This window comes from Shewanella halotolerans, from assembly GCF_019457535.1.
Classification (GTDB): Bacteria; Pseudomonadota; Gammaproteobacteria; order Enterobacterales; family Shewanellaceae; genus Shewanella; species Shewanella halotolerans.
In genome coordinates this window covers 742,882-760,506 of the sequence record NZ_CP080417.1, presented here as the reverse complement: position 1 = coordinate 760,506, position 17,625 = coordinate 742,882, and the positions used below count along the sequence as shown (strand labels likewise).

General features: G+C 55.5%; 16 protein-coding genes. All 16 read left to right on the top strand.

The annotated features are described in order from the left end of the window. Positions 1-94: 94 nt before the first annotated feature. Positions 95-2,386: a nitric-oxide reductase large subunit gene (locus K0H81_RS03420; protein WP_220059893.1), complete on the top strand. Its 2,292-nt coding sequence runs from the start codon at positions 95-97 to the stop codon at positions 2,384-2,386. Between the two features lie 174 nt (positions 2,387-2,560). Then, positions 2,561-4,096 carry a nitric oxide reductase transcriptional regulator NorR gene (gene norR / locus K0H81_RS03415; RefSeq protein ID WP_220059892.1) on the top strand — a complete coding sequence of 512 codons (1,536 nt, stop codon included), beginning with the start codon at positions 2,561-2,563 and terminating at the stop codon, positions 4,094-4,096. 24 nt (positions 4,097-4,120) lie between these two features. Then, positions 4,121-5,545 carry a M16 family metallopeptidase gene (locus K0H81_RS03410; protein WP_220059891.1) on the top strand — a complete coding sequence of 475 codons (1,425 nt, stop codon included), beginning with the start codon at positions 4,121-4,123 and terminating at the stop codon, positions 5,543-5,545. Beyond that, a complete protein-coding gene (locus K0H81_RS03405; RefSeq protein ID WP_220059890.1) occupies positions 5,542-6,984 on the top strand; it encodes a M16 family metallopeptidase in 1,443 nt (480 codons plus the stop codon). The genes K0H81_RS03410 and K0H81_RS03405 overlap by 4 nt, the downstream gene beginning before the upstream one ends. 389 nt (positions 6,985-7,373) lie before the next feature. Then, positions 7,374-7,994 carry a response regulator transcription factor gene (locus K0H81_RS03400; RefSeq protein ID WP_220059889.1) on the top strand — a complete coding sequence of 207 codons (621 nt, stop codon included), beginning with the start codon at positions 7,374-7,376 and terminating at the stop codon, positions 7,992-7,994. Between the two features lie 123 nt (positions 7,995-8,117). Next, positions 8,118-8,393 (top strand): Flp family type IVb pilin, encoded by a 276-nt coding sequence (locus tag K0H81_RS03395; protein ID WP_011864458.1) that lies wholly within the window; start codon positions 8,118-8,120, stop codon positions 8,391-8,393. A 102-nt stretch (positions 8,394-8,495) separates the two neighbouring features. After that, entirely contained in the window at positions 8,496-8,804 is a 309-nt protein-coding gene (locus K0H81_RS03390; protein WP_220059888.1) for a Flp family type IVb pilin, read from the top strand. Between the two features lie 32 nt (positions 8,805-8,836). Continuing rightward, positions 8,837-10,237, top strand: a complete 1,401-nt coding sequence (locus K0H81_RS03385; RefSeq protein ID WP_258406375.1) for a hypothetical protein — start codon at positions 8,837-8,839, stop codon at positions 10,235-10,237. Beyond that, positions 10,237-11,097 (top strand): hypothetical protein, encoded by an 861-nt coding sequence (locus K0H81_RS03380; protein WP_220059887.1) that lies wholly within the window; start codon positions 10,237-10,239, stop codon positions 11,095-11,097. Before K0H81_RS03385 ends, K0H81_RS03380 begins: the two co-directional genes overlap by 1 nt. Before the next feature lie 4 nt (positions 11,098-11,101). Then, positions 11,102-11,773, top strand: coding sequence for a hypothetical protein (locus K0H81_RS03375; protein WP_220059886.1), 672 nt, complete (start codon positions 11,102-11,104; stop codon positions 11,771-11,773). 7 nt (positions 11,774-11,780) lie between these two features. Then, positions 11,781-11,972, top strand: a complete 192-nt coding sequence (locus tag K0H81_RS03370) for a hypothetical protein (protein ID WP_011864453.1) — start codon at positions 11,781-11,783, stop codon at positions 11,970-11,972. Positions 11,973-11,986: 14 nt separating this feature from the next. Then, entirely contained in the window at positions 11,987-12,883 is an 897-nt protein-coding gene (cpaB, locus tag K0H81_RS03365) for a Flp pilus assembly protein CpaB (RefSeq protein WP_220059885.1), read from the top strand. After that, a complete protein-coding gene (locus tag K0H81_RS03360) occupies positions 12,880-14,190 on the top strand; it encodes a type II and III secretion system protein family protein (RefSeq protein WP_220059884.1) in 1,311 nt (436 codons plus the stop codon). The genes cpaB and K0H81_RS03360 overlap by 4 nt, the downstream gene beginning before the upstream one ends. Positions 14,191-14,199: 9 nt before the next feature. Continuing rightward, complete coding sequence (locus K0H81_RS03355; RefSeq protein WP_220059883.1) at positions 14,200-15,909, top strand: TadA family conjugal transfer-associated ATPase; 1,710 nt, start codon at positions 14,200-14,202, stop codon at positions 15,907-15,909. After that, positions 15,902-16,753 carry a type II secretion system F family protein gene (locus K0H81_RS03350; RefSeq protein WP_220059882.1) on the top strand — a complete coding sequence of 284 codons (852 nt, stop codon included), beginning with the start codon at positions 15,902-15,904 and terminating at the stop codon, positions 16,751-16,753. The genes K0H81_RS03355 and K0H81_RS03350 overlap by 8 nt, the downstream gene beginning before the upstream one ends. Positions 16,754-16,761: 8 nt before the next feature. After that, on the top strand, positions 16,762-17,625 hold the full coding sequence (locus K0H81_RS03345; RefSeq protein WP_011864448.1) for a type II secretion system F family protein: 864 nt from the start codon (positions 16,762-16,764) through the stop codon (positions 17,623-17,625).

The window sequence follows — 17,625 nt, the reverse complement described above, 5'->3', positions numbered from 1 at the left end:
CTTACCCAATAACAATCAACAACTTATAAGTATGGCACGTTAGCTGCTATAGCAGGGTACTCCACACCTACAATATATTGCGCTGAGAGGCTCTATGAATAAACAACGGCTAACGGCGATAGCACTCTTGATAGTACTTATCGCTTCCTTCTCTGTACTGCTGAGCATAGGCAGTCAGATCTATCGCGAAAAACCCCCAATCCCCACCGCCTTTACCGATGTGCAGGGTCAACCTCTGTTCACCCAAAACGATATAGAGCGTGGTCAACTGGTTTGGCGCTCTATGGGCGGACACCAGCTAGGCTCTATCTGGGGTCACGGCTCCTACGTCGCCCCAGACTGGACCGCCGACTGGCTACACCGTGAGGCGCAGGCCTGGTTAGATATCACCGCCAAGGCGCAGTATGGCAGAAGCTTCAACGAGCTGGACTCTATCAAGAAAGCTGGGCTCGAGCAGTCGCTACGTGACGACCTACGTCGAAACACCCTGACTACCTCGGCCAATGGCGAGATACGCATCAGCCTGTCTGAAACCCGTATTCAGGCCATCGGCCAGGTATCAGACCACTATCTGTCTCTGTTTGGCGACGATCCTGAGCTCTCAACTCTGCGCGAACAGTATGCGATGAAGGAAGGCACAGTGCCTGACCTTGAGCGTCGCCAACAGCTAAACGCCTTCCTCTTCTGGGGCGCCTGGGCCGCCATCACAGAGCGTGAAGGACAAGAGTATACCTACACCAACAACTGGCCTTTCGATCCGCAGCTAGGTAACACCCCGACCTCAGACAACATCGTCTGGTCTATCCTGAGTATCGTCACCCTTATCGCCGGTATCGGCGCCCTGGTATGGCACCACGCCTCAGGCAAGCATGAAGAGCTGCCTAAGCCAGCCGAGCAAGATCCTCTGTTCCTCAAGAAGCCTACCGCCTCACAGAAGGCCGTGGGTAAGTATTTCGTCACCGCAGTCGGCCTCTTCCTGCTGCAGATCCTCTTAGGGGGCGTGACGGCGCACTACGCGGTAGAAGGGCAAAACTTCTACGGCATCCCGCTATCAGAGATACTGCCCTACTCAGTCACCCGTACCTGGCATACCCAGCTAGCGGTATTCTGGATCGCCACCGCCTGGCTCGGCACAGGCCTCTACATAGCGCCTGCGCTATCGGGATATGAGCCTAAGTTCCAACGTCTGGGCGTCAACGTCCTCTGGGTAGCCCTGGTTGTCGTGGTACTGGGCTCTATGGCCGGTGAATGGATCGGCGTACAGCAATACTTCGACCTGGATACCAACTTCCTCTTCGGCCACCAAGGCTATGAATATATCGACCTCGGCCGTGTCTGGCAGGTACTGCTACTGGCTGGCCTGTTGATCTGGCTAACCCTGGTCACCGCCGCCATGCGCCCAGCCCTTAAGATTCAAGGCGAGATGCGCCCCGTGATCTGGGTACTTTACGCCTCGTGTGTCGCCATCGGCCTCTTCTACGGCGCCGGTCTCTTCATGGGCAAACACACCAACCTGGCCATCGCCGAATACTGGCGCTGGTGGGTAGTTCACCTATGGGTTGAAGGCTTCTTCGAGACCTTTGCGACCTCGGTGATCGCCCTGATGCTGGTGCGTCTGGGACTCATCCGTGCCCGCAGCGCCAACGGCGCCGTACTATTCGCCACGGTTATCTTCCTCACCGGTGGTCTTATCGGTACCCTGCACCACCTCTACTTCACAGGTACACCAACGGGTGTGATCGCCTGGGGCGCCATCTTCTCGGCACTGGAAGTGGTTCCGCTAGCCCTTATCGGCTTCGAAGCCATCGAGAGTTACCGTATGCGTAACGCCAGCCCTTGGATGATTCGCTACAAGTGGGCCATCATGTTCTTCGTGGCTACCGCCTTCTGGAACTTAGTAGGTGCGGGCGTACTGGGCTTCCTGATCAACCCACCTATCTCGCTCTACTTCATCCAGGGTCTGAACACCACTGCGACCCACGGCCACGCCGCCTTCATGGGTGTGTACGGCATGCTGGGTGTAGGCCTGATGCTCTTCTGTCTGCGCGGTCTGACAGGCAATATCCAGTGGAGCGACAAGCTGCTTAAGGGTGCCTTCTGGAGCCTGAATATCGGTCTGGCGGCCATGGTCTTCATGTCACTGCTGCCTGTGGGTCTGACCCAGTTCTTCGCCGTCATCGAGAACGGTTACTGGTTCGCCCGCTCACCAGAGGTGATCCACAGCCCACTGGTTGAAACCCTGGTATGGATGCGTGTCCCTGGTGACGTCATCTTCGGTGCAGGCGGCCTGTTCCTCGGCGCCTTCCTGTTCGACATCATCAGAAAAGCCATTGGCGCCAAGGGCACTCAAGCCATTGCCGATGCGCCACTGTCGGCCAACGCATAACGCCTGACATCACTCGACAAAGGGGTCATATCGACCCCTTTTTACCCTCACGACAAGTGTAAAAATGACAATAAACATTACTGTTAAATTGACATATACTAATTCCTAGTACAGCCGCAGCCTGCCGATGAAGAAGGATGTCCCTTGGCACTGGCGCGATATTTCGGAGACCCCATGGCATTAAGTCAAACCCAATTAACGCGGATGGCGTTAGATATCACCTCGGGATTGTCCAATCATGACAGGTTCTCACGCCTGCTCGACACCATCAGGGAAAGCATGCAGTGCGACGCCGCCGCGCTGCTGGAGTTTAAGGGTCAGCAGTTTACCCCATTGGCCATCAACGGCCTAAGCCCAGATGTACTGGGCCGCCGCTTCGTGCTCCATGAACACCCAAGGCTCGAGGCGATTGCCCGCGCCGGTGACGTGGTGCGCTTTCCCGCCGACAGCGATCTGCCCGATCCTTACGACGGCCTGATCCCCAATCAGGGGGACAACCTCACGGTACACGCCTGTATCGGCCTGCCGCTGCTGGCCGATGGCAGCCTGATAGGCGCCGTCACCATAGACGGCTTCGATCCGGATCAGTTCAAGTCTTTCACCAACGAGCAGCTGCGGGGGATCAGCGCCATCGCCTCGGCGTCGCTCAACAACGCCCTGCTGATCGATAAGCTGGAGAAGCAGGCGCTGCAGGCCCAATGGGACAAGGGCGACAGCACTAGCCAGAGTAAGGAAGGCACCAAGGAGATCATCGGCCAGTCACAGGTGATGAACAACCTCAAGCAGGAGATCGCCGTGGTGGCGCCGACGGATCTCAACGTGCTCATCATGGGCGAGACAGGCACAGGTAAGGAGTTGGTCGCCCATGAGATCCACCAGGGATCCATGCGCGCCAGCCAGCCGCTGGTCTACCTCAACTGCGCCGCCCTGCCCGAATCTGTGGCCGAGAGTGAGCTGTTTGGTCATGTCAAAGGGGCCTTTACCGGCGCCGTCAGCAATCGCAGCGGTAAGTTCGAGATGGCCGATAAGGGCTCGCTGTTTCTCGATGAGATAGGCGAGCTGCCGCTGACCCTACAGGCCAAGCTGCTGAGGGTACTGCAATATGGCGATCTGCAAAGAGTCGGCGACGATCGCAGCCTCAAGGTGGATGTGAGGATCATCGCCGCCACCAACAAGAATCTGAAAAACGAGGTGCTGGCGGGACGTTTTCGCGCCGACCTCTACCACAGACTCAGCGTCTTCCCGCTGATCGCGCCGCCACTGAGAGAACGTGAGCAGGACATTACCCTGCTGAGCGGCTTCTTCGTCGAGCGCTGCCGTCAGCAACTAGGGCTACAGACCCTAAGGCTCAGCCCGACCAGTCTTGCCATGCTGGAGTGCTACCAATGGCCCGGCAACGTCAGGGAACTGGAGCACAGCATCTACCGAGCAGCCATTCTGGCGAGGGCTCAGTCGTCCGGCAGTAACGGCCTCATCAACCCCGAGCATTTCGAGTTCGCCAACCAGGCACCGCGCGCCGTCCAAAGTAGCGGCAAAACCCTGGCACCGCAATTTAGCGGCAGCCTCAAGCAGGCGACCGAAGCCTTTCAGGCCGACTACATACGCCAAACCCTGAGCCAGCACGATAATAACTGGGCCGCCACCGCCAGGGATCTCGAGGTCGATTCGGGTAATTTACACCGCCTGGCAAAACGGATAGGGTTAAAATAAGTCAATTTCAGAAAATACAATAAGATGCCAAGCCCAACACGCTATTCCCTGCTCGCCTGCCTGCTCAGCCTCTTTGGCGTGAGCGCCATGGCCAGCGAGCCCAGCCTGGAGACGCTGGCCGCGCCGCTTTATCAGCTGGAGCAGCAACTGAGCCGGCACGAACTGGATAACGGCCTGAGCCTCTATCTGCTGCCGCTGCCCAACAAGCAAAGCGTCGCCCTCTCCAGCCAGTTTTCGGTAGGCTCACGCAACGAGCTCGAGGGTGAGTCGGGTTACGCCCACCTGTTCGAGCATATGCTGTTCAAGGGCAGCGAAAATGCCCCGGGTGACAGCTATGGCCAGACCATGAGCGCCAACAGCGGCTATTTCAACGCCAGCACCTTCTTCGATGCCACCAACTACTATGTCAACCTCCCCAGTCAGGCGTTAGAGCTGGCACTCTGGCTCGAGTCGGACCGCTTCATCCGCCCCCAGCTCAGCGACGAGACGGTGCGCAATCAGCAACAAACCGTACTCGAGGAGATGGCCACCACCATAGACAATCAGCCCTATATCCGCCCGGCTATGAACTTTCTGCTCAATCAGGTAAAAGGCAGCCCCTATGGCCATGCGGTGATCGGCTCAGTTGACGATGTGTCGGCGGCCACGCCCGCCAGCCTGAATCGGTTTCACCATGACTTCTACCGCCCAGATGCCATGCAGCTGGCCATCGTCGGCGACTTGCCGCCGCAAGCTCTATCTTGGGTAGATAAGTACTTCGGCAGTTGGCAGAAACCCAAGCGTCCCCTGGCGCATTTCTCCCCGCTGGCCGTCGAGCGACAGCCGGTGCGAGGTGAGATAGTCGATAGTCGCGGCCCCTGGCCCGGGCTGATGTTGGCCTGGCACACGGTGGGCGCCCTGCATCCGGATGCCGCCGCCATCACCCTGGTCGAAGATTATCTGCTGCAAAACCGCACCAGCATGCTGGAGCAGATGAACCTCAAGGCGCCCGACACCCTACTGCATTACTCAGTCCCCCTCTCCATGGAGCATCTTGGCGTGATGAACCTGATCCTGGTGCCCAGAGCCAAGGTCTCCCTCGACACTCTCAGCCAACGCATCACTGGCATGGTGGATACTCTGGCAAGCCAGGGGGTAACGCCGCTCGAGCTCGATCAACTCAAACGCCGTTGGCTACTCACCCAGCTGAGCAAGCTAGACAATGATGTCAGCCTGGCCAATCTGCTCAGCGCCAGCCAACTTAGAGATAGAGAGCATCCCCTCACCGCCCCCTGGGAGCGCATTGCGGCGGTGACTCAAGAGGATATCAAACGGGTCACCCAGCACTATCTGAGCCCCGGGTATGTTCGCCTCGACCTGTTGCCGCCTTGGTATATTCGTTGGGGCAAGACGATATTAGAGTGGCTGCCCGAAGGCCTGTCCGATTCACTGGAGGAGAAGGTGCTATGAGACCAATAAGCTTACTCCTCATCTTCATTGGCAGCCTCTGGAGTGGAGGCTGCCAGCAGACCCGCTTAAGCTTCACCCAGGTTGAAGCGCCTAAGGTGCCGAGTTTTACCGCGCCGACCAATGCGCCGACGCTGACGAAAAAAGAGTTTACGCCTTTGGCGCCGCCTGAGGTTATCTCGCTGACAGACGAGCTAAGCCTGCATCTACTTCCCGGCACGCCCTCCCAGTTGGTGGGCATACACCTGCTAGCCGTGAGCCCGGATGCCCCCTATGAGAATCTCGATATTTTGCATACGGCGATGCAGCAGCTTAGCGTCAAGCTGGCCAACCAGCACGACCTGCCCTGTATCGAAGGACTGACCATACACCCCAGCATCCATGGTCTCAGACTCAGCCTAAAATGCCCGACATCAGCACTGGCGCAAGCAGTCGACATCTTGGCCCAAAGCTGGTCGCCAGACGCCTACGGCCAGCTTGATCTACCGAGACTCAAACGCCAGCTGGCCCTGGATAAACATATCAGAGCCTTTAATGGCAGCGAGATAGAAGAGGTCTGGGCCGACAAGATCCTCGGCAGCGCTCATCCCTACAATAAGGCCCTGAATAACAGGGATCTACAGCAAAGCCTGGATAAGCCTCAGCTACTGGCTCTACTCAAACAAACCAAGGCACAGAGCCAATGGCATCTGTTGTTGGAGGGCGTCCCTCAGGTGGAAAACAGCTTAAGGGAGCAGCTTACCGCAAGCCTGAGCCAGCTAGGTGCCGCGCAAAGGCAGGAAGAGCGCTTCGTCGATACCGTTAGCCCCTATGGCAAGCAGCTATTTGTTATCGATGCGCCGGGCACGGTACAGACTCAGGTGCGGATCGGCTATCACCTGCCTATGGGACTAGCTGACCAAGAGGATTCGGCGTTTGCCTGCGAAGCCCTCAGTCGCTGGCTCGGGCGTAGCTTCTCCGGGCGCCTCTACTTCGATCTCAGGGAGCAACGGGGTCTAACCTATGGCATCTATGGCCGCTGCTTCAACAATCCTATGGCGCGCATCCTAAAATATTACGGCGCCACCCAACAGCAGCATACTGGCGCCTTTATTCGTGGCATCTTAGATCACCTGGCACTGGCAGCCGAAGCCCCGCCTTCAGAGGCGGAGCTTGCCGCGCTGAAGACCTCGCAGTTTAGCCAGATCGCCCTGCGCCAGGACGATCCTGGCCATCGCATCGAAGATTACTGCCAGGCCATTGCACGCCAAGCAGGCACCGACGCTATGGCAAAGCGACTCAAACACTGGCAAACGTTAACCCCAGAGGCGCTGCAAGCCTTGGCACAAGCACACTTTGGCCAAGAGCCTGTAATCGTCATCCGCGGCGATCTAGCACGTATCAGGCCGGATCTCGAAGAGAAGCTACCCGAGTGGCAGCTCAAGGTCACCTCGGTAGACTAACCTCACTCCAATGATCAGGCGCTAAAGATAAGGCGTAACAGAGAGGGCGTTACAGAGAGGGCGCCAAAATGAGGCGGCAAGCTGTCGCCTCTGTGCTGCTCATCTTCTACCCACTTCTTCATCCCAGATCTTCATCCCACATCAGGTGTCGTCTGACACAAAGGCACAGGACACGCTATGCCTGATCACGAGTACAGGGGTCTAATGCCTGCCCGAAAGGATATAAGTCACAAGTTCTCGCCTCTTGATATTAATTCCTTCTTATATAGAATATGAACAAATAAACGAGCGTTTAATAATTTAGTCATAATAAAGTCTTACGCTCGAAAAAAATAAACAAACCCTATTAGTAACAAAGTAGTACATTATAAATCTCATAAGGACGTGAAATGTATAATGGTGAATTATTTACCCTAAGCCGGTCGCCGAAAAATATTCAGCTGTTAAAGAATATTTCTGGGCTACTCAATTTAAAAGTTGATGCCAGCATTACGCCGCTAGCGGCCTGGCACAACCCGCAGAAAGTCCCCAAGATTCTGTTTCATTTTCTCAAAGACGTTCACGGCGAACTCGGTCAGATAGATCCTGAGCTCTTATCGGCAGGCAAACATATCGCCATCTGCGAAAACCTCTCGATGGATGATGAGTTAACCCTAATAAAACATGGATTTAGCGGAGCCACCAAGGCATCCAGCCCAGCACACGCCATCATGCAGATGCTCGACAATGTGCTCGAGGGCAACCTGTTTTTTAGCCTGAGCGCCCTGTCGCACTATATTCAGACACAGCAAAAACCCGCTAAAGCCTCAGAGCAACATGCACTGTTTCAAGGGATCACCAAGAAAGAGAAAGAGGTGCTCTCTTTTATCTGTAAAGGCCTGAGTAACTCAGAAGCCGCAAATAAAATGAACGTTTCAATAAATACCATCAAGATGCATTTACAAAACATTTACAAAAAAACCGATTGTAAGAGCCGAGGACAACTCCTGGTTAAATATAATCAGTTATAGGTAGGAAAATAATAACAACGGGTAGGTTCATCAGGGCAATATTATTCCTAGGGATAATTGAGACACTAAGGTATGACGATAAAATAACCGAGTCTTAATTATATATTCTCAAGGAGAAAAGAGATGTTAAAGAAAAAGCAACGTGGTCAAGGTATGACCGAATATATCATCATTGTCGCACTGATTGCTGTATCTGCCATCGGGGTATACAGCTTCTTCGGTAAGACTATCCGTAACCAGGTTGCCGGTCTGTCTGCCGAAATGTCAGGTCAAAGCGCCGACGGTCAAATTGGTCAAGCACAAGGCGCTGCCACCGCAGCAAATGGTGTTGCCAACCAGGATTACAACTTAGGTACATACGACCAAGCTGCAAACAGCAGCGCTGGTGGTACTAACTAACCCTATAAGCGTTAAACCTGTTTTGGGGTCAAGACTGTTTTGGGGTCAAGACGAAGGCAAGTGCCAAGGCACTTGCCTTTCCATCGATCATAAAAGGAACTTATGGTGAAAAAGATACACATACAAGGTCAGGGCATGACCGAATATATCATCATAGTCGCCTTAATCGCCGTCTCGGCAATTGGCGTCTACAGCTTCTTCGGCAAGACGGTGCGCAACCAGGTCGCCGGCCTTTCCGCCGAGGTCTCAGGGCAGAGTGCTAACGGTCAAATAGGTCAAGCACAAGGTTCAGCCTCCGCAGCAAACGGTGTAGCCAACCAGGATTACAACCTAGGTAACTATGACCAAGGGGCGAATAGCGCCAGCGGTGGTACCGGCTCAGGTAGTGGGTCAGGTAGCGGCGTAGATTAACCCCAGCCTTTTCGACTAGCCAAGAGACTCCTATGAAACCAAATACCATGCGCTCCAAACAGCGAGGGCAGGCCATGGCATTGTCTTTAATGCTGATGTCGCTCGCACTCATGTCTGTGCTCTACAGTTTTAATACAACCAAGGTCAATCTCAACGCAACTAAGTTGCAGAATACTGCCGACAACACGGCCTACAGCGTCGCGACCTTTGCCGCCCGAGATTTCAATTTCAAGGCCTATACCAATCGCGCATCTGTCGCGAATCAAGTCGCCATTGCCCAGATGGTCGGGCTCTCCTCCTGGTTCAACATGACAGACCAATTCGCGCAAAATGCCTGCACAACCCTCTGCTGGGTACCTTATCTTGGCCAGGTGCTTGCTGGTATCGAAAAGGCTGTCGGTACCATCAACCAGGTGGCGCAACCCGTATTTGAAGGCTTGATCTACGCCGAAGATGCCATCTTGTGGACCTTGAGCAGCTCACAACAGGTTATCCACTACGCGGGCATGGCCTCCAGCATCGAATCGGCCGGCAAGGTGGTCAAGGCCAATGATAGCGATGCCAGGCTGGATCTGGCGCAAAACCCACTACTGTTTGTCGATGTGAAAGATACCTGGATATCATTCCAGAAGCGCCATAGCCGTAACCCCAAGAGTAAAGAGACCCAGTTTAAAGATTTCATCGGCGTGACTCTGGCGTCACGCGATCCCTTCAGTAAAAATCGAACCTACAAACTTGGGGGGATCTGGTCGATGACCGTCTTCCCTATACGTTGGAAGACCCAGAAAACCGGTGGTAGCGATCTGATAGCCTACGACAATAGGCAGGCTGAATCCTGGACCTCTATGGATACCATCAGCTTCCACCTCTCCAAGTTTCGTTGTAGTTGGTCCGGTTGCCGTTGGCGCGGATACAGAGAGATCCCGCTCGGCTGGGGCTCGACCAGCTCGGATGATCGCGCCAATATTCCCCGCGAAGGTGATCGCCAAACCTGGGGCAGCAGTCGCCGCATCAACCGTACTGCATCCCGATACGCAGGTTACGCCCAGGAAACCCGTGGCGATTACAATGGTGTCCGCCCCTTCTTCGGTCTCTCAAGCAGCGCCAACAAGAAGAGTCAGACGGATAACATCGCCATTGTGGTCTCTAAAAAACGCAACAATGTCGGCACATCAAGCAGTGTGCAACTGGTGGGCGATGGCCTTAACCCGGCAAAAGACGAAGAGATGCTCGGCAATCGCATGACGGCCCTGGCGACAGCGCAGGCCTACTACTCACGCCCAAAAGATCTGATGCAAATAACCTCTTCCTGGGCTAGACGCGATGGCCGCCACGAATATGGCAACCTCTATAACCCTTTCTGGCAGACCCGTCTGACCGACTCCACCAACGGCGAGCGCAGCACAGTGCTGGCCTTAACGAGGATGCTCTAATGGCCAAGAAACAACAGGGCCAGGCCTTGGTCGAGAGTGTCGTAGGGCTCAGCTTTGTGATTGTCCCCCTGCTGATCATCTTCCCCTTACTGGCTAAGGTCTCTAGCGCCCAGCACAGGGCAGATCAGGCCGCGCACTATAACGCCTGGGAGCGCACCGTTTGGAAAGAGGGACGCCCCGATAGAATGCCGAGCCGCAGCGGCCTCTATGTGGCCATTCGCTCAGATGAAGAGCAGATGCAATACCTGCCCTGGCGCTTCTATCAGCAAGATGGCCGCAAGATAGCGACCCGCCAAAAGGATCAATGGAGCTGGGACAATAATGTCCACCCGCTACTCAAGTATCCCCTAAAGCGCGACGGCACAAATAGCCTGCTGTTAAAGAATCTGCAGGAGTCGGCCAAGGATGAACAGGAACTGGCCAGAATTAGCGGTAGCCAGCAAGGTTCTGGAACACCAGGGGCCTATGGCGCAAGTGTCGAGCGAGCCGTCGGCATGCTCTCTTTTACCGGCTTTAAGCTGCCCAGAGATCAGTTCTATCGCACCCAGGTCAAGACAGATCTGGAAAACCTCGAAATGAGTCCGTTCGACCAACTAAACCTGAGCGTCGAGGGTCAAAGCGCCCTGCTCGCCTCAGGCTGGAACGCCGCCGGCCCCTACCATGTGAAGAACCGGGTAAGACGCTTGGTGCTGACCAACTATATGGACGTTGGCGTGATCCGCACCGCTCAGAACCTCATTGGCATTATCCCCTTCGGTAAGGAGATCAAGTCCAACTCGCTGAAGCTAGGTTTCGTCGAACCCGATGTGCTGCCCGCTAACCGCCTATGTACCTATGGCACCAAGAACTGTGGAGGCTGACCCCATGAAATCACTTTTCCCCCTTATTCTCGTCCTATTCACCGGCCTTACACAGGCAAGCGACTGGCCTGAAGTAAATTTTCCCGACACCGCCAAGGTAGAGATAGTCGCCGATGAGATGCGCTACAACGGCTACCCTATGAAGACCTGGGTGGTCAAAGACACCCAGAGCCAGGCCCAGCTGGCGGCCTTCTTTACTAAGGCCTGGCAGAAAGATAGCGAACGATTCGACTCCCGCCCCTTTAACGGCGACTTAGTGATCAACAGTCTGCAGCCCCCTTATCTGCTGACCGCCCGCATCAGCCAGCAGTTTGATGGCGTCACCGCCTTTGTCGGCATCACCAAGAATATGGAAGAGAATGAACTGGCTAGGGTTAGACGCAACACTTTTCCTCAGCCCAGTGGTGCCACTGTGCTATCTGATATCGCCTCGACCGACCTCTACAAGCAGGGGCGCACCATCGTGCTCAGCAGCACTCGCAGCCTTTCCAGCAACTATCACTATTACCGCCGTCACTATCAGCAGCGGGGCTGGGTAGAAGAGACCGCCATACTCGATACCCAATCGGGAAAGGCCGCCCTTCAAATGAGCCAGGGAACCAATAGCGTCGATATCAGTTTCGACACCCGAAATTCGCAAGTTTACATAGTTGCCAATCAAGTGAAACAAGGATGATGAACCCATGCAGTTAAGCAACACCCGCTGTCGGGGCCAGGCCAGCGTCGAATACCTGGTGGTATGCGGCGCCTTAGTCGCCGCCCTGCTCACCCCCGTCAGCAATGATGACAATGTGCTAGACCTCTGCGCCGATGCCCTCACCGAGTGGTATACGGCGTTTGCCTACACGAAATCGCTCTCGATACTCCCCAACTAACTTCAGGTTTAACGATGAAATTAAAATCAATTGACTTCAATTGGGTGCTGCTAGTTATTGCCTTGATCTTAGGTGGTATTTCGGCCTGGGCGACCAAGAACTACTTCATAGCCAAAGAGCAGGAACTCAGAGATGAGTTGACCAAGGACAACATTGCGATGGCCGATGTAATCGTCGCCACCCAGCCTTTGAAAAAGGGCGATATCATCTCCCAGGCCAACATGTCTGTGCGTCAAATCCGCGCCGATACCCTGCCCCTGGACGCCATACATCCCAGCCGCTTCGGCGAGGTTGCCGGGCAGATGCTGCTACAACCCATGGCACCGGGTCGCCCGCTGATCGAAACCTACCTGCCCGGCATGCGCGTGGCGCAGTTCTCCGACATTCTTAAAGAGGGCCAACGTGCCGTCACTATAGATATCGATGAGATTAACTCGAATGCCGGCATGCTGGTGCCCTCAGATCATATCGATCTGCTGCTCTCCTTCAAAGAAGAGGGACGTGATGGCGAGCGAAAACGACTCCAGCTGCTACTGGAGGATGTCACAGTGCTAGCCACAGGCAGACGCAGCATAGATGTCAATCCCGAGTTGGTCGATACCCTATACGACAACCCCAACGCCTATAACACAGTCACTCTAGCGCTATCGGTCAACGACGCGGCGCGCGTCTCACTGGCAAAACAGAAAGGTGATTTTGTCACCCTGCTGAGAAATCAGAAGGAGTCTAGGGCGCTGGAGTTTATCTCTATGCATGAAGGCCAACTGTTTAATCGCGATGTGGAAAACCACGAGCTTGCCGTCGAGGTGATCACCGGTGGCAGTGGCATCAAAACCAGTACCCAAACCTACCCGCTTCCCAAAGAGATGCTAGAGCAACTCAGCCAACAAAAAGATAAAGCCGTACTATGAAAACATTGAAAATTGTCGCATTTTTTTGGATATGTCTACTGCTGCCCGCGTCCAGCATGGCGCACAACAACCGCCCCATGAAGCTCTATGTCGGCGCAGTCGAACTCTATAAGGCCGCCAACGTCGAGCGTATCGTCGTGGGTAACGGCAAGGTGCTCAGCGCCAAGGTCGTCGATAACAAGGGCGTCTTGCTGATCGGCGAGGCTCCGGGCAATACCGACCTGCAGCTATGGCAGAAAGATGGCAAGCTGATCAAGCTCAGCCTCACCGTCACCCCAGACAACAGCCTGCGTACCACGACCATGGTCAAGAAGATGCTCGCCGCCTTCCCGTCGCTCACTGTCTCGGAGAGCGATGGCCTGATCATAGTTCAGGGCGAAGCCGACCTTGCCCAGAAGGAGCAGCTGGAGAAGATCCTCGAAGGCGATCCTAACGTCGTCTCCCTGGTGAAATACCTCAAGTTTGCCAAGACAATGTCACCCATGGTGAAGATGCAGGTCAAGATAGTCGAGTTCAACAAGTCGACCCTCAACAACGTCGGCATCAAGTGGGAAACCTCCATGGCTGGTCCGGCATATGGGGTAGCTAAGGGCTTTACCGCCAACCCTATCTTCAACGTCGCCTCACCCGGCCAATACACAGAGGCGATCACCAAATCCATTGCCGAGAACATAGGCGTCTTAGATACCCGTGGCTGGAGTTCGCTGGGTATCGTCTCGGGTATCGGCAGCCAGATCCAATTGCTATCTGAAAAGGGCGATGCCCGCCTACTGGCCCAGCCCAACCTGACCACCCGCAGCGGCGAGTCGGCCAGCTTCCTGGCCGGTGGCGAGTTCCCTATCCGCAGCGTCAGCGGCCTGGGCGCCGTGGATGTCGAATATAAAGAGTACGGCATCAAGCTGGACATTGAGCCCGTGGTAGACGAGCAACAAAACATTGTCAGCCGGGTCATGGCCGAGGTCAGCTCAATCGATCCTTCTGTGGCCGTCGATGGTGTGCCAGGTATGCTGACCCGCCGCACCGAGTCTGTGATCAACGTGAAGAACAACGAGACCATAGTGATCTCTGGCCTGGTCAACAGTGAAATGTCCAAGATAGTCAACAAGTTCCCTCTGCTTGGCGATATCCCCATCCTGGGTGAACTCTTCAAGTCCCGCGACTTTAAAGACGACAAGACAGAGTTGGTCATCTTCGTCACCCCTGTGGTGGTCTATCCGGGGCAGGAAGAGCATGACACTCAACTCAATCGCGGCCTGGAGATGGCGGAAGAAGCCACCAAGCTCGAAGCTTTCTACATCTTGGACTAGGAGCAGCTCATGTTTAACATCTTAGTCAGCACCACCAAGGGCACCAAGGTCGGCGAGTTTCAATGTATCCACCGCGAATGCCGTGTGGGTAAAGACCCCGATCAGCTGATCGTCCTTCGGGGCTTTAAGATCTCCAAGCATCACGCCACCTTGCGGCAAAATGAGGAGGGGATCTTCATCGTCGACAACAAGAGCCGTACAGGCGTACGCGTGAACGACGAGAAACATCAGGAGTTCGGTCCCCTCACCCTCAACGACAAGATTCAGGTGGGCGATTATCAGCTCAGGGTACAGAGCAGCGATCCGCAATTTCAGGCAAGTGCCCCCGCCGAGACGCCACCGCCACCTGCAGCGCCCGTCGTGGCACAAGCCGCTCCCGTGGCAGCTGCTGTAACCTCTGTCGAGGCGCAGCCTCCAATAGTGACGGAGCAGAGCGCCCAGATTCAGAGACGCAACGAGTGGCGCCGCAAGGTGCATACCGAGCTACTCAAGCAGATGGATCTGCGCCGGGTTAACGTTAACGAGATGAGTGACACCGAGCTGCGCGCCCAGAGTGAGGTGCTGCTCAAGCAGATCATCGACAACTTCAAGTTACCCGACGACATCGAGATCTCGGCGCTGACCAAGGAAGTGTTGGACGAGACCATAGGCCTAGGGCCGCTCGAGGGGCTGATTGCCGACCCGGATGTCACTGAGATCATGGTCAACAGCCATGATCAGATCTTCTATGAGAAGGCGGGTAACCTCTACCTGTCGGATATCGCCTTCTCCGACGATCAAGCGGTACTCGGCGCCATCGAACGTATCGTGACCCCCATAGGCAGACGTATCGACGAGAGCTCCCCCATGGTGGATGCCCGCCTCAAGGATGGTTCCCGCGTGAATGCGGTGATCCCCCCGCTGGCACTCAAGGGGCCCTGCATCACCATACGTAAATTCATGCAGCGACGCCTGAGCTGCAACGATCTGGTGGCCTTTGGCTCCATGAGCCAGGCCATGGCGGAGTTTCTTGAGATCGCCGTGAAGCAGAAGCGCAACGTCGTCATCTCCGGGGGGACTGGCTCGGGTAAGACTACCCTGCTAAACGTACTGTCTAACTTCATCCCAGACAACGAACGTATCGTTACGGTGGAAGATGCCGCCGAACTGCAACTCTATCAGCCTAACCTAGTCTCCCTCGAGGCCCGTCCCCCTAACCAGGAGGGCAAAGGCGCCATAGAGATCCGCGATCTGGTGAAGAACTGCCTACGGATGCGTCCCGATCGCGTGGTGATCGGTGAATGCCGTGGCGGTGAGGCGCTCGACATGCTGCAGGCGATGAACACGGGTCACGATGGTTCGCTCACCACGGCCCACTCCAACTCGCCAAGAGACTGTATCTCACGTCTCGAGGTGATGGTGATGATGGCGGGAATGGATCTACCTGTCACGGCGATCCGCGAGCAGATCACCTCGGCGGTCAACATCATAGTGCAGCAGTCCCGCTTCTGTGACGGCTCGCGCCGGGTTACCAGCATCTGTGAAGTTACTGGCATCGAAGGCACTGTGGTGCAACTGTCGGAGATCTTCAAATTCCAGCAGACCGGCTTCGACGAGCAGGGCAAGGTACAGGGCTATTACACCGCAACCGGCACTCTGCCCGAATTCTACGAACAGCTAAGAAAACAAGGGATCGCCGTACGTTTGGATATCTTCGACAAGGATAGCCGCTATGAGTAGTCCGTTGATCGCCGCCATGCTGGCATTCGCTTCGGTCACCATATTAGTGTGGGCGCTTAAGCACCTGTCGACACGCTTCGCCAAGCGCTACCAGGAAACCTTTACCAGCTCGGCCCGTACCAACCTGTTCGATATGTTCCTGTTTATCGAGCCAAGGCAGCTGTTTGTCATCAACATGCTGACCCTGTTGGCGGTGCCTTTTCTGGTGCGGCTCTTCTTCGGCTCCTGGGTGCTGGGGATTTTACTGAGTATCGCGCTGGCGCTGCTGCCGCGCTTCGCCTATCAGTTCCTGCATAAGCGCCGTCGCCGCAAGTTTGTCCACCAGCTGCCCGACGCGCTCAACATGATCGCCTCCTCTATGCAGTCGGGGGCCAACGTCAGCAACGCCATCGAGTTTATGGCCGAAGAGATGGAGGCGCCGATCAAGCAAGAGTTTCAGCTCTTCCTGCGCGAGCAACGCCTGGGGGTTGAATTCAACACGGCGCTGGACAACATGTTTAAACGCATCCCCGAAGAGGAGTTTCAGCTGGTGACCGCCGGCATGCAGATCTCCCGTGAGGTCGGGGGAAACCTGGCCGAGGTGCTACAACGCCTCTCCGCCACCTTGCGACGCAAGATAGAGATGGAAGGCAAGATAGATGCCCTGACATCCCAGGGAAAGATGCAGGGCATAGTAATGACCCTGCTGCCCGTCTTTATCGGCGTAGTGCTCTATCACATGGAGCCCTCCGCCATGGGCCGTATTCTCACCGAGCCTATGGGTTGGGCCCTGATTGCCCTGGTCATCATCATGCTCACCAGTGGCTACCTGTCGATCCGTAAGATCGTCGCGATAGACGTATAGGAAATATCATGGTCAATCTCATTGTCGCCTGCTTCGTGATCTCCTTCGTTTTCCTGACCGTAAGCTGCGCTCGCATCTACCACAGAGTACCGAAGGAAAACCGTGAATTTATGGACCCGCTATCGCCGGGTCTTAAGCTTATCTGGCCCCTGGTGCGCCTGCTGGCCTTCTATGTCAGTGAGAACCTCAGCGTCGATTATCTGGAGCGGGTCTCCAAGAAGCTCCAGGTCTCAGGGTTATCTTACATAATGACCGCCGAGCAATACTTTGCCATCCGCATCCTGAGCACCCTGTTTAGCCTGGGGCTGACGCTCATATGTAGCGCCATGCTCGACGCCTATGTGCCTCAATATCTGCTGCTGGCCGCCGTGTTCGGTTACTTTCTGCCTGTGATGACCCTCAACGATCTGCGTAAGAAACGCCAGGGGCTGATCGTCAAGAGCCTGCCCGTGTATCTGGACTACCTCACCATGTCGATCGAGGCGGGCCTGAACATGACAGGGGCGCTCAGCCAGGCGGTCGAGCGCGGGCCTGCCGGACCACTGCGCATCGAATTTGAGAAGGTAATTCGCGACATGCGCGCCGGTATGTCACGTGCCCAGGCGTTTCGTAACATGGCCGATCGTGTGCAGGTGACCGAGGTCAACAGCCTGGTCAGCGCCCTGGCACAGGCGGAAAGAACCGGTGCCAGCCTGGGCCAGACACTGAGGATCCAGTCGGATCAACGCCGAATAGAGCGTTTTCAGCGCGCCGAGAAGAAGGCTCTGGAGGCACCGGTCAAGCTGGTCTTTCCGCTGATCGTCTTCATCTTTCCCGTGACCTTTATGATCTTGGCCTTCCCGATTGCCATGAAGTTTATGTATGAGCTCTAA

What these genes read in the sequence shown, in the direction of transcription:
- K0H81_RS03420 (WP_220059893.1), top strand. Translation starts at nt 95, where the DNA reads ATGAATAAACAACGGCTAACGGCGATAGCACTCTTGATAGTACTTATC.
- norR (WP_220059892.1), top strand. Translation starts at nt 2,561, where the DNA reads ATGGCATTAAGTCAAACCCAATTAACGCGGATGGCGTTAGATATCACC.
- K0H81_RS03410 (WP_220059891.1), top strand. Translation starts at nt 4,121, where the DNA reads ATGCCAAGCCCAACACGCTATTCCCTGCTCGCCTGCCTGCTCAGCCTC.
- K0H81_RS03405 (WP_220059890.1), top strand. Translation starts at nt 5,542, where the DNA reads ATGAGACCAATAAGCTTACTCCTCATCTTCATTGGCAGCCTCTGGAGT.
- K0H81_RS03400 (WP_220059889.1), top strand. Translation starts at nt 7,374, where the DNA reads ATGTATAATGGTGAATTATTTACCCTAAGCCGGTCGCCGAAAAATATT.
- K0H81_RS03395 (WP_011864458.1), top strand. Translation starts at nt 8,118, where the DNA reads ATGTTAAAGAAAAAGCAACGTGGTCAAGGTATGACCGAATATATCATC.
- K0H81_RS03390 (WP_220059888.1), top strand. Translation starts at nt 8,496, where the DNA reads ATGGTGAAAAAGATACACATACAAGGTCAGGGCATGACCGAATATATC.
- K0H81_RS03385 (WP_258406375.1), top strand. Translation starts at nt 8,837, where the DNA reads ATGAAACCAAATACCATGCGCTCCAAACAGCGAGGGCAGGCCATGGCA.
- K0H81_RS03380 (WP_220059887.1), top strand. Translation starts at nt 10,237, where the DNA reads ATGGCCAAGAAACAACAGGGCCAGGCCTTGGTCGAGAGTGTCGTAGGG.
- K0H81_RS03375 (WP_220059886.1), top strand. Translation starts at nt 11,102, where the DNA reads ATGAAATCACTTTTCCCCCTTATTCTCGTCCTATTCACCGGCCTTACA.
- K0H81_RS03370 (WP_011864453.1), top strand. Translation starts at nt 11,781, where the DNA reads ATGCAGTTAAGCAACACCCGCTGTCGGGGCCAGGCCAGCGTCGAATAC.
- cpaB (WP_220059885.1), top strand. Translation starts at nt 11,987, where the DNA reads ATGAAATTAAAATCAATTGACTTCAATTGGGTGCTGCTAGTTATTGCC.
- K0H81_RS03360 (WP_220059884.1), top strand. Translation starts at nt 12,880, where the DNA reads ATGAAAACATTGAAAATTGTCGCATTTTTTTGGATATGTCTACTGCTG.
- K0H81_RS03355 (WP_220059883.1), top strand. Translation starts at nt 14,200, where the DNA reads ATGTTTAACATCTTAGTCAGCACCACCAAGGGCACCAAGGTCGGCGAG.
- K0H81_RS03350 (WP_220059882.1), top strand. Translation starts at nt 15,902, where the DNA reads ATGAGTAGTCCGTTGATCGCCGCCATGCTGGCATTCGCTTCGGTCACC.
- K0H81_RS03345 (WP_011864448.1), top strand. Translation starts at nt 16,762, where the DNA reads ATGGTCAATCTCATTGTCGCCTGCTTCGTGATCTCCTTCGTTTTCCTG.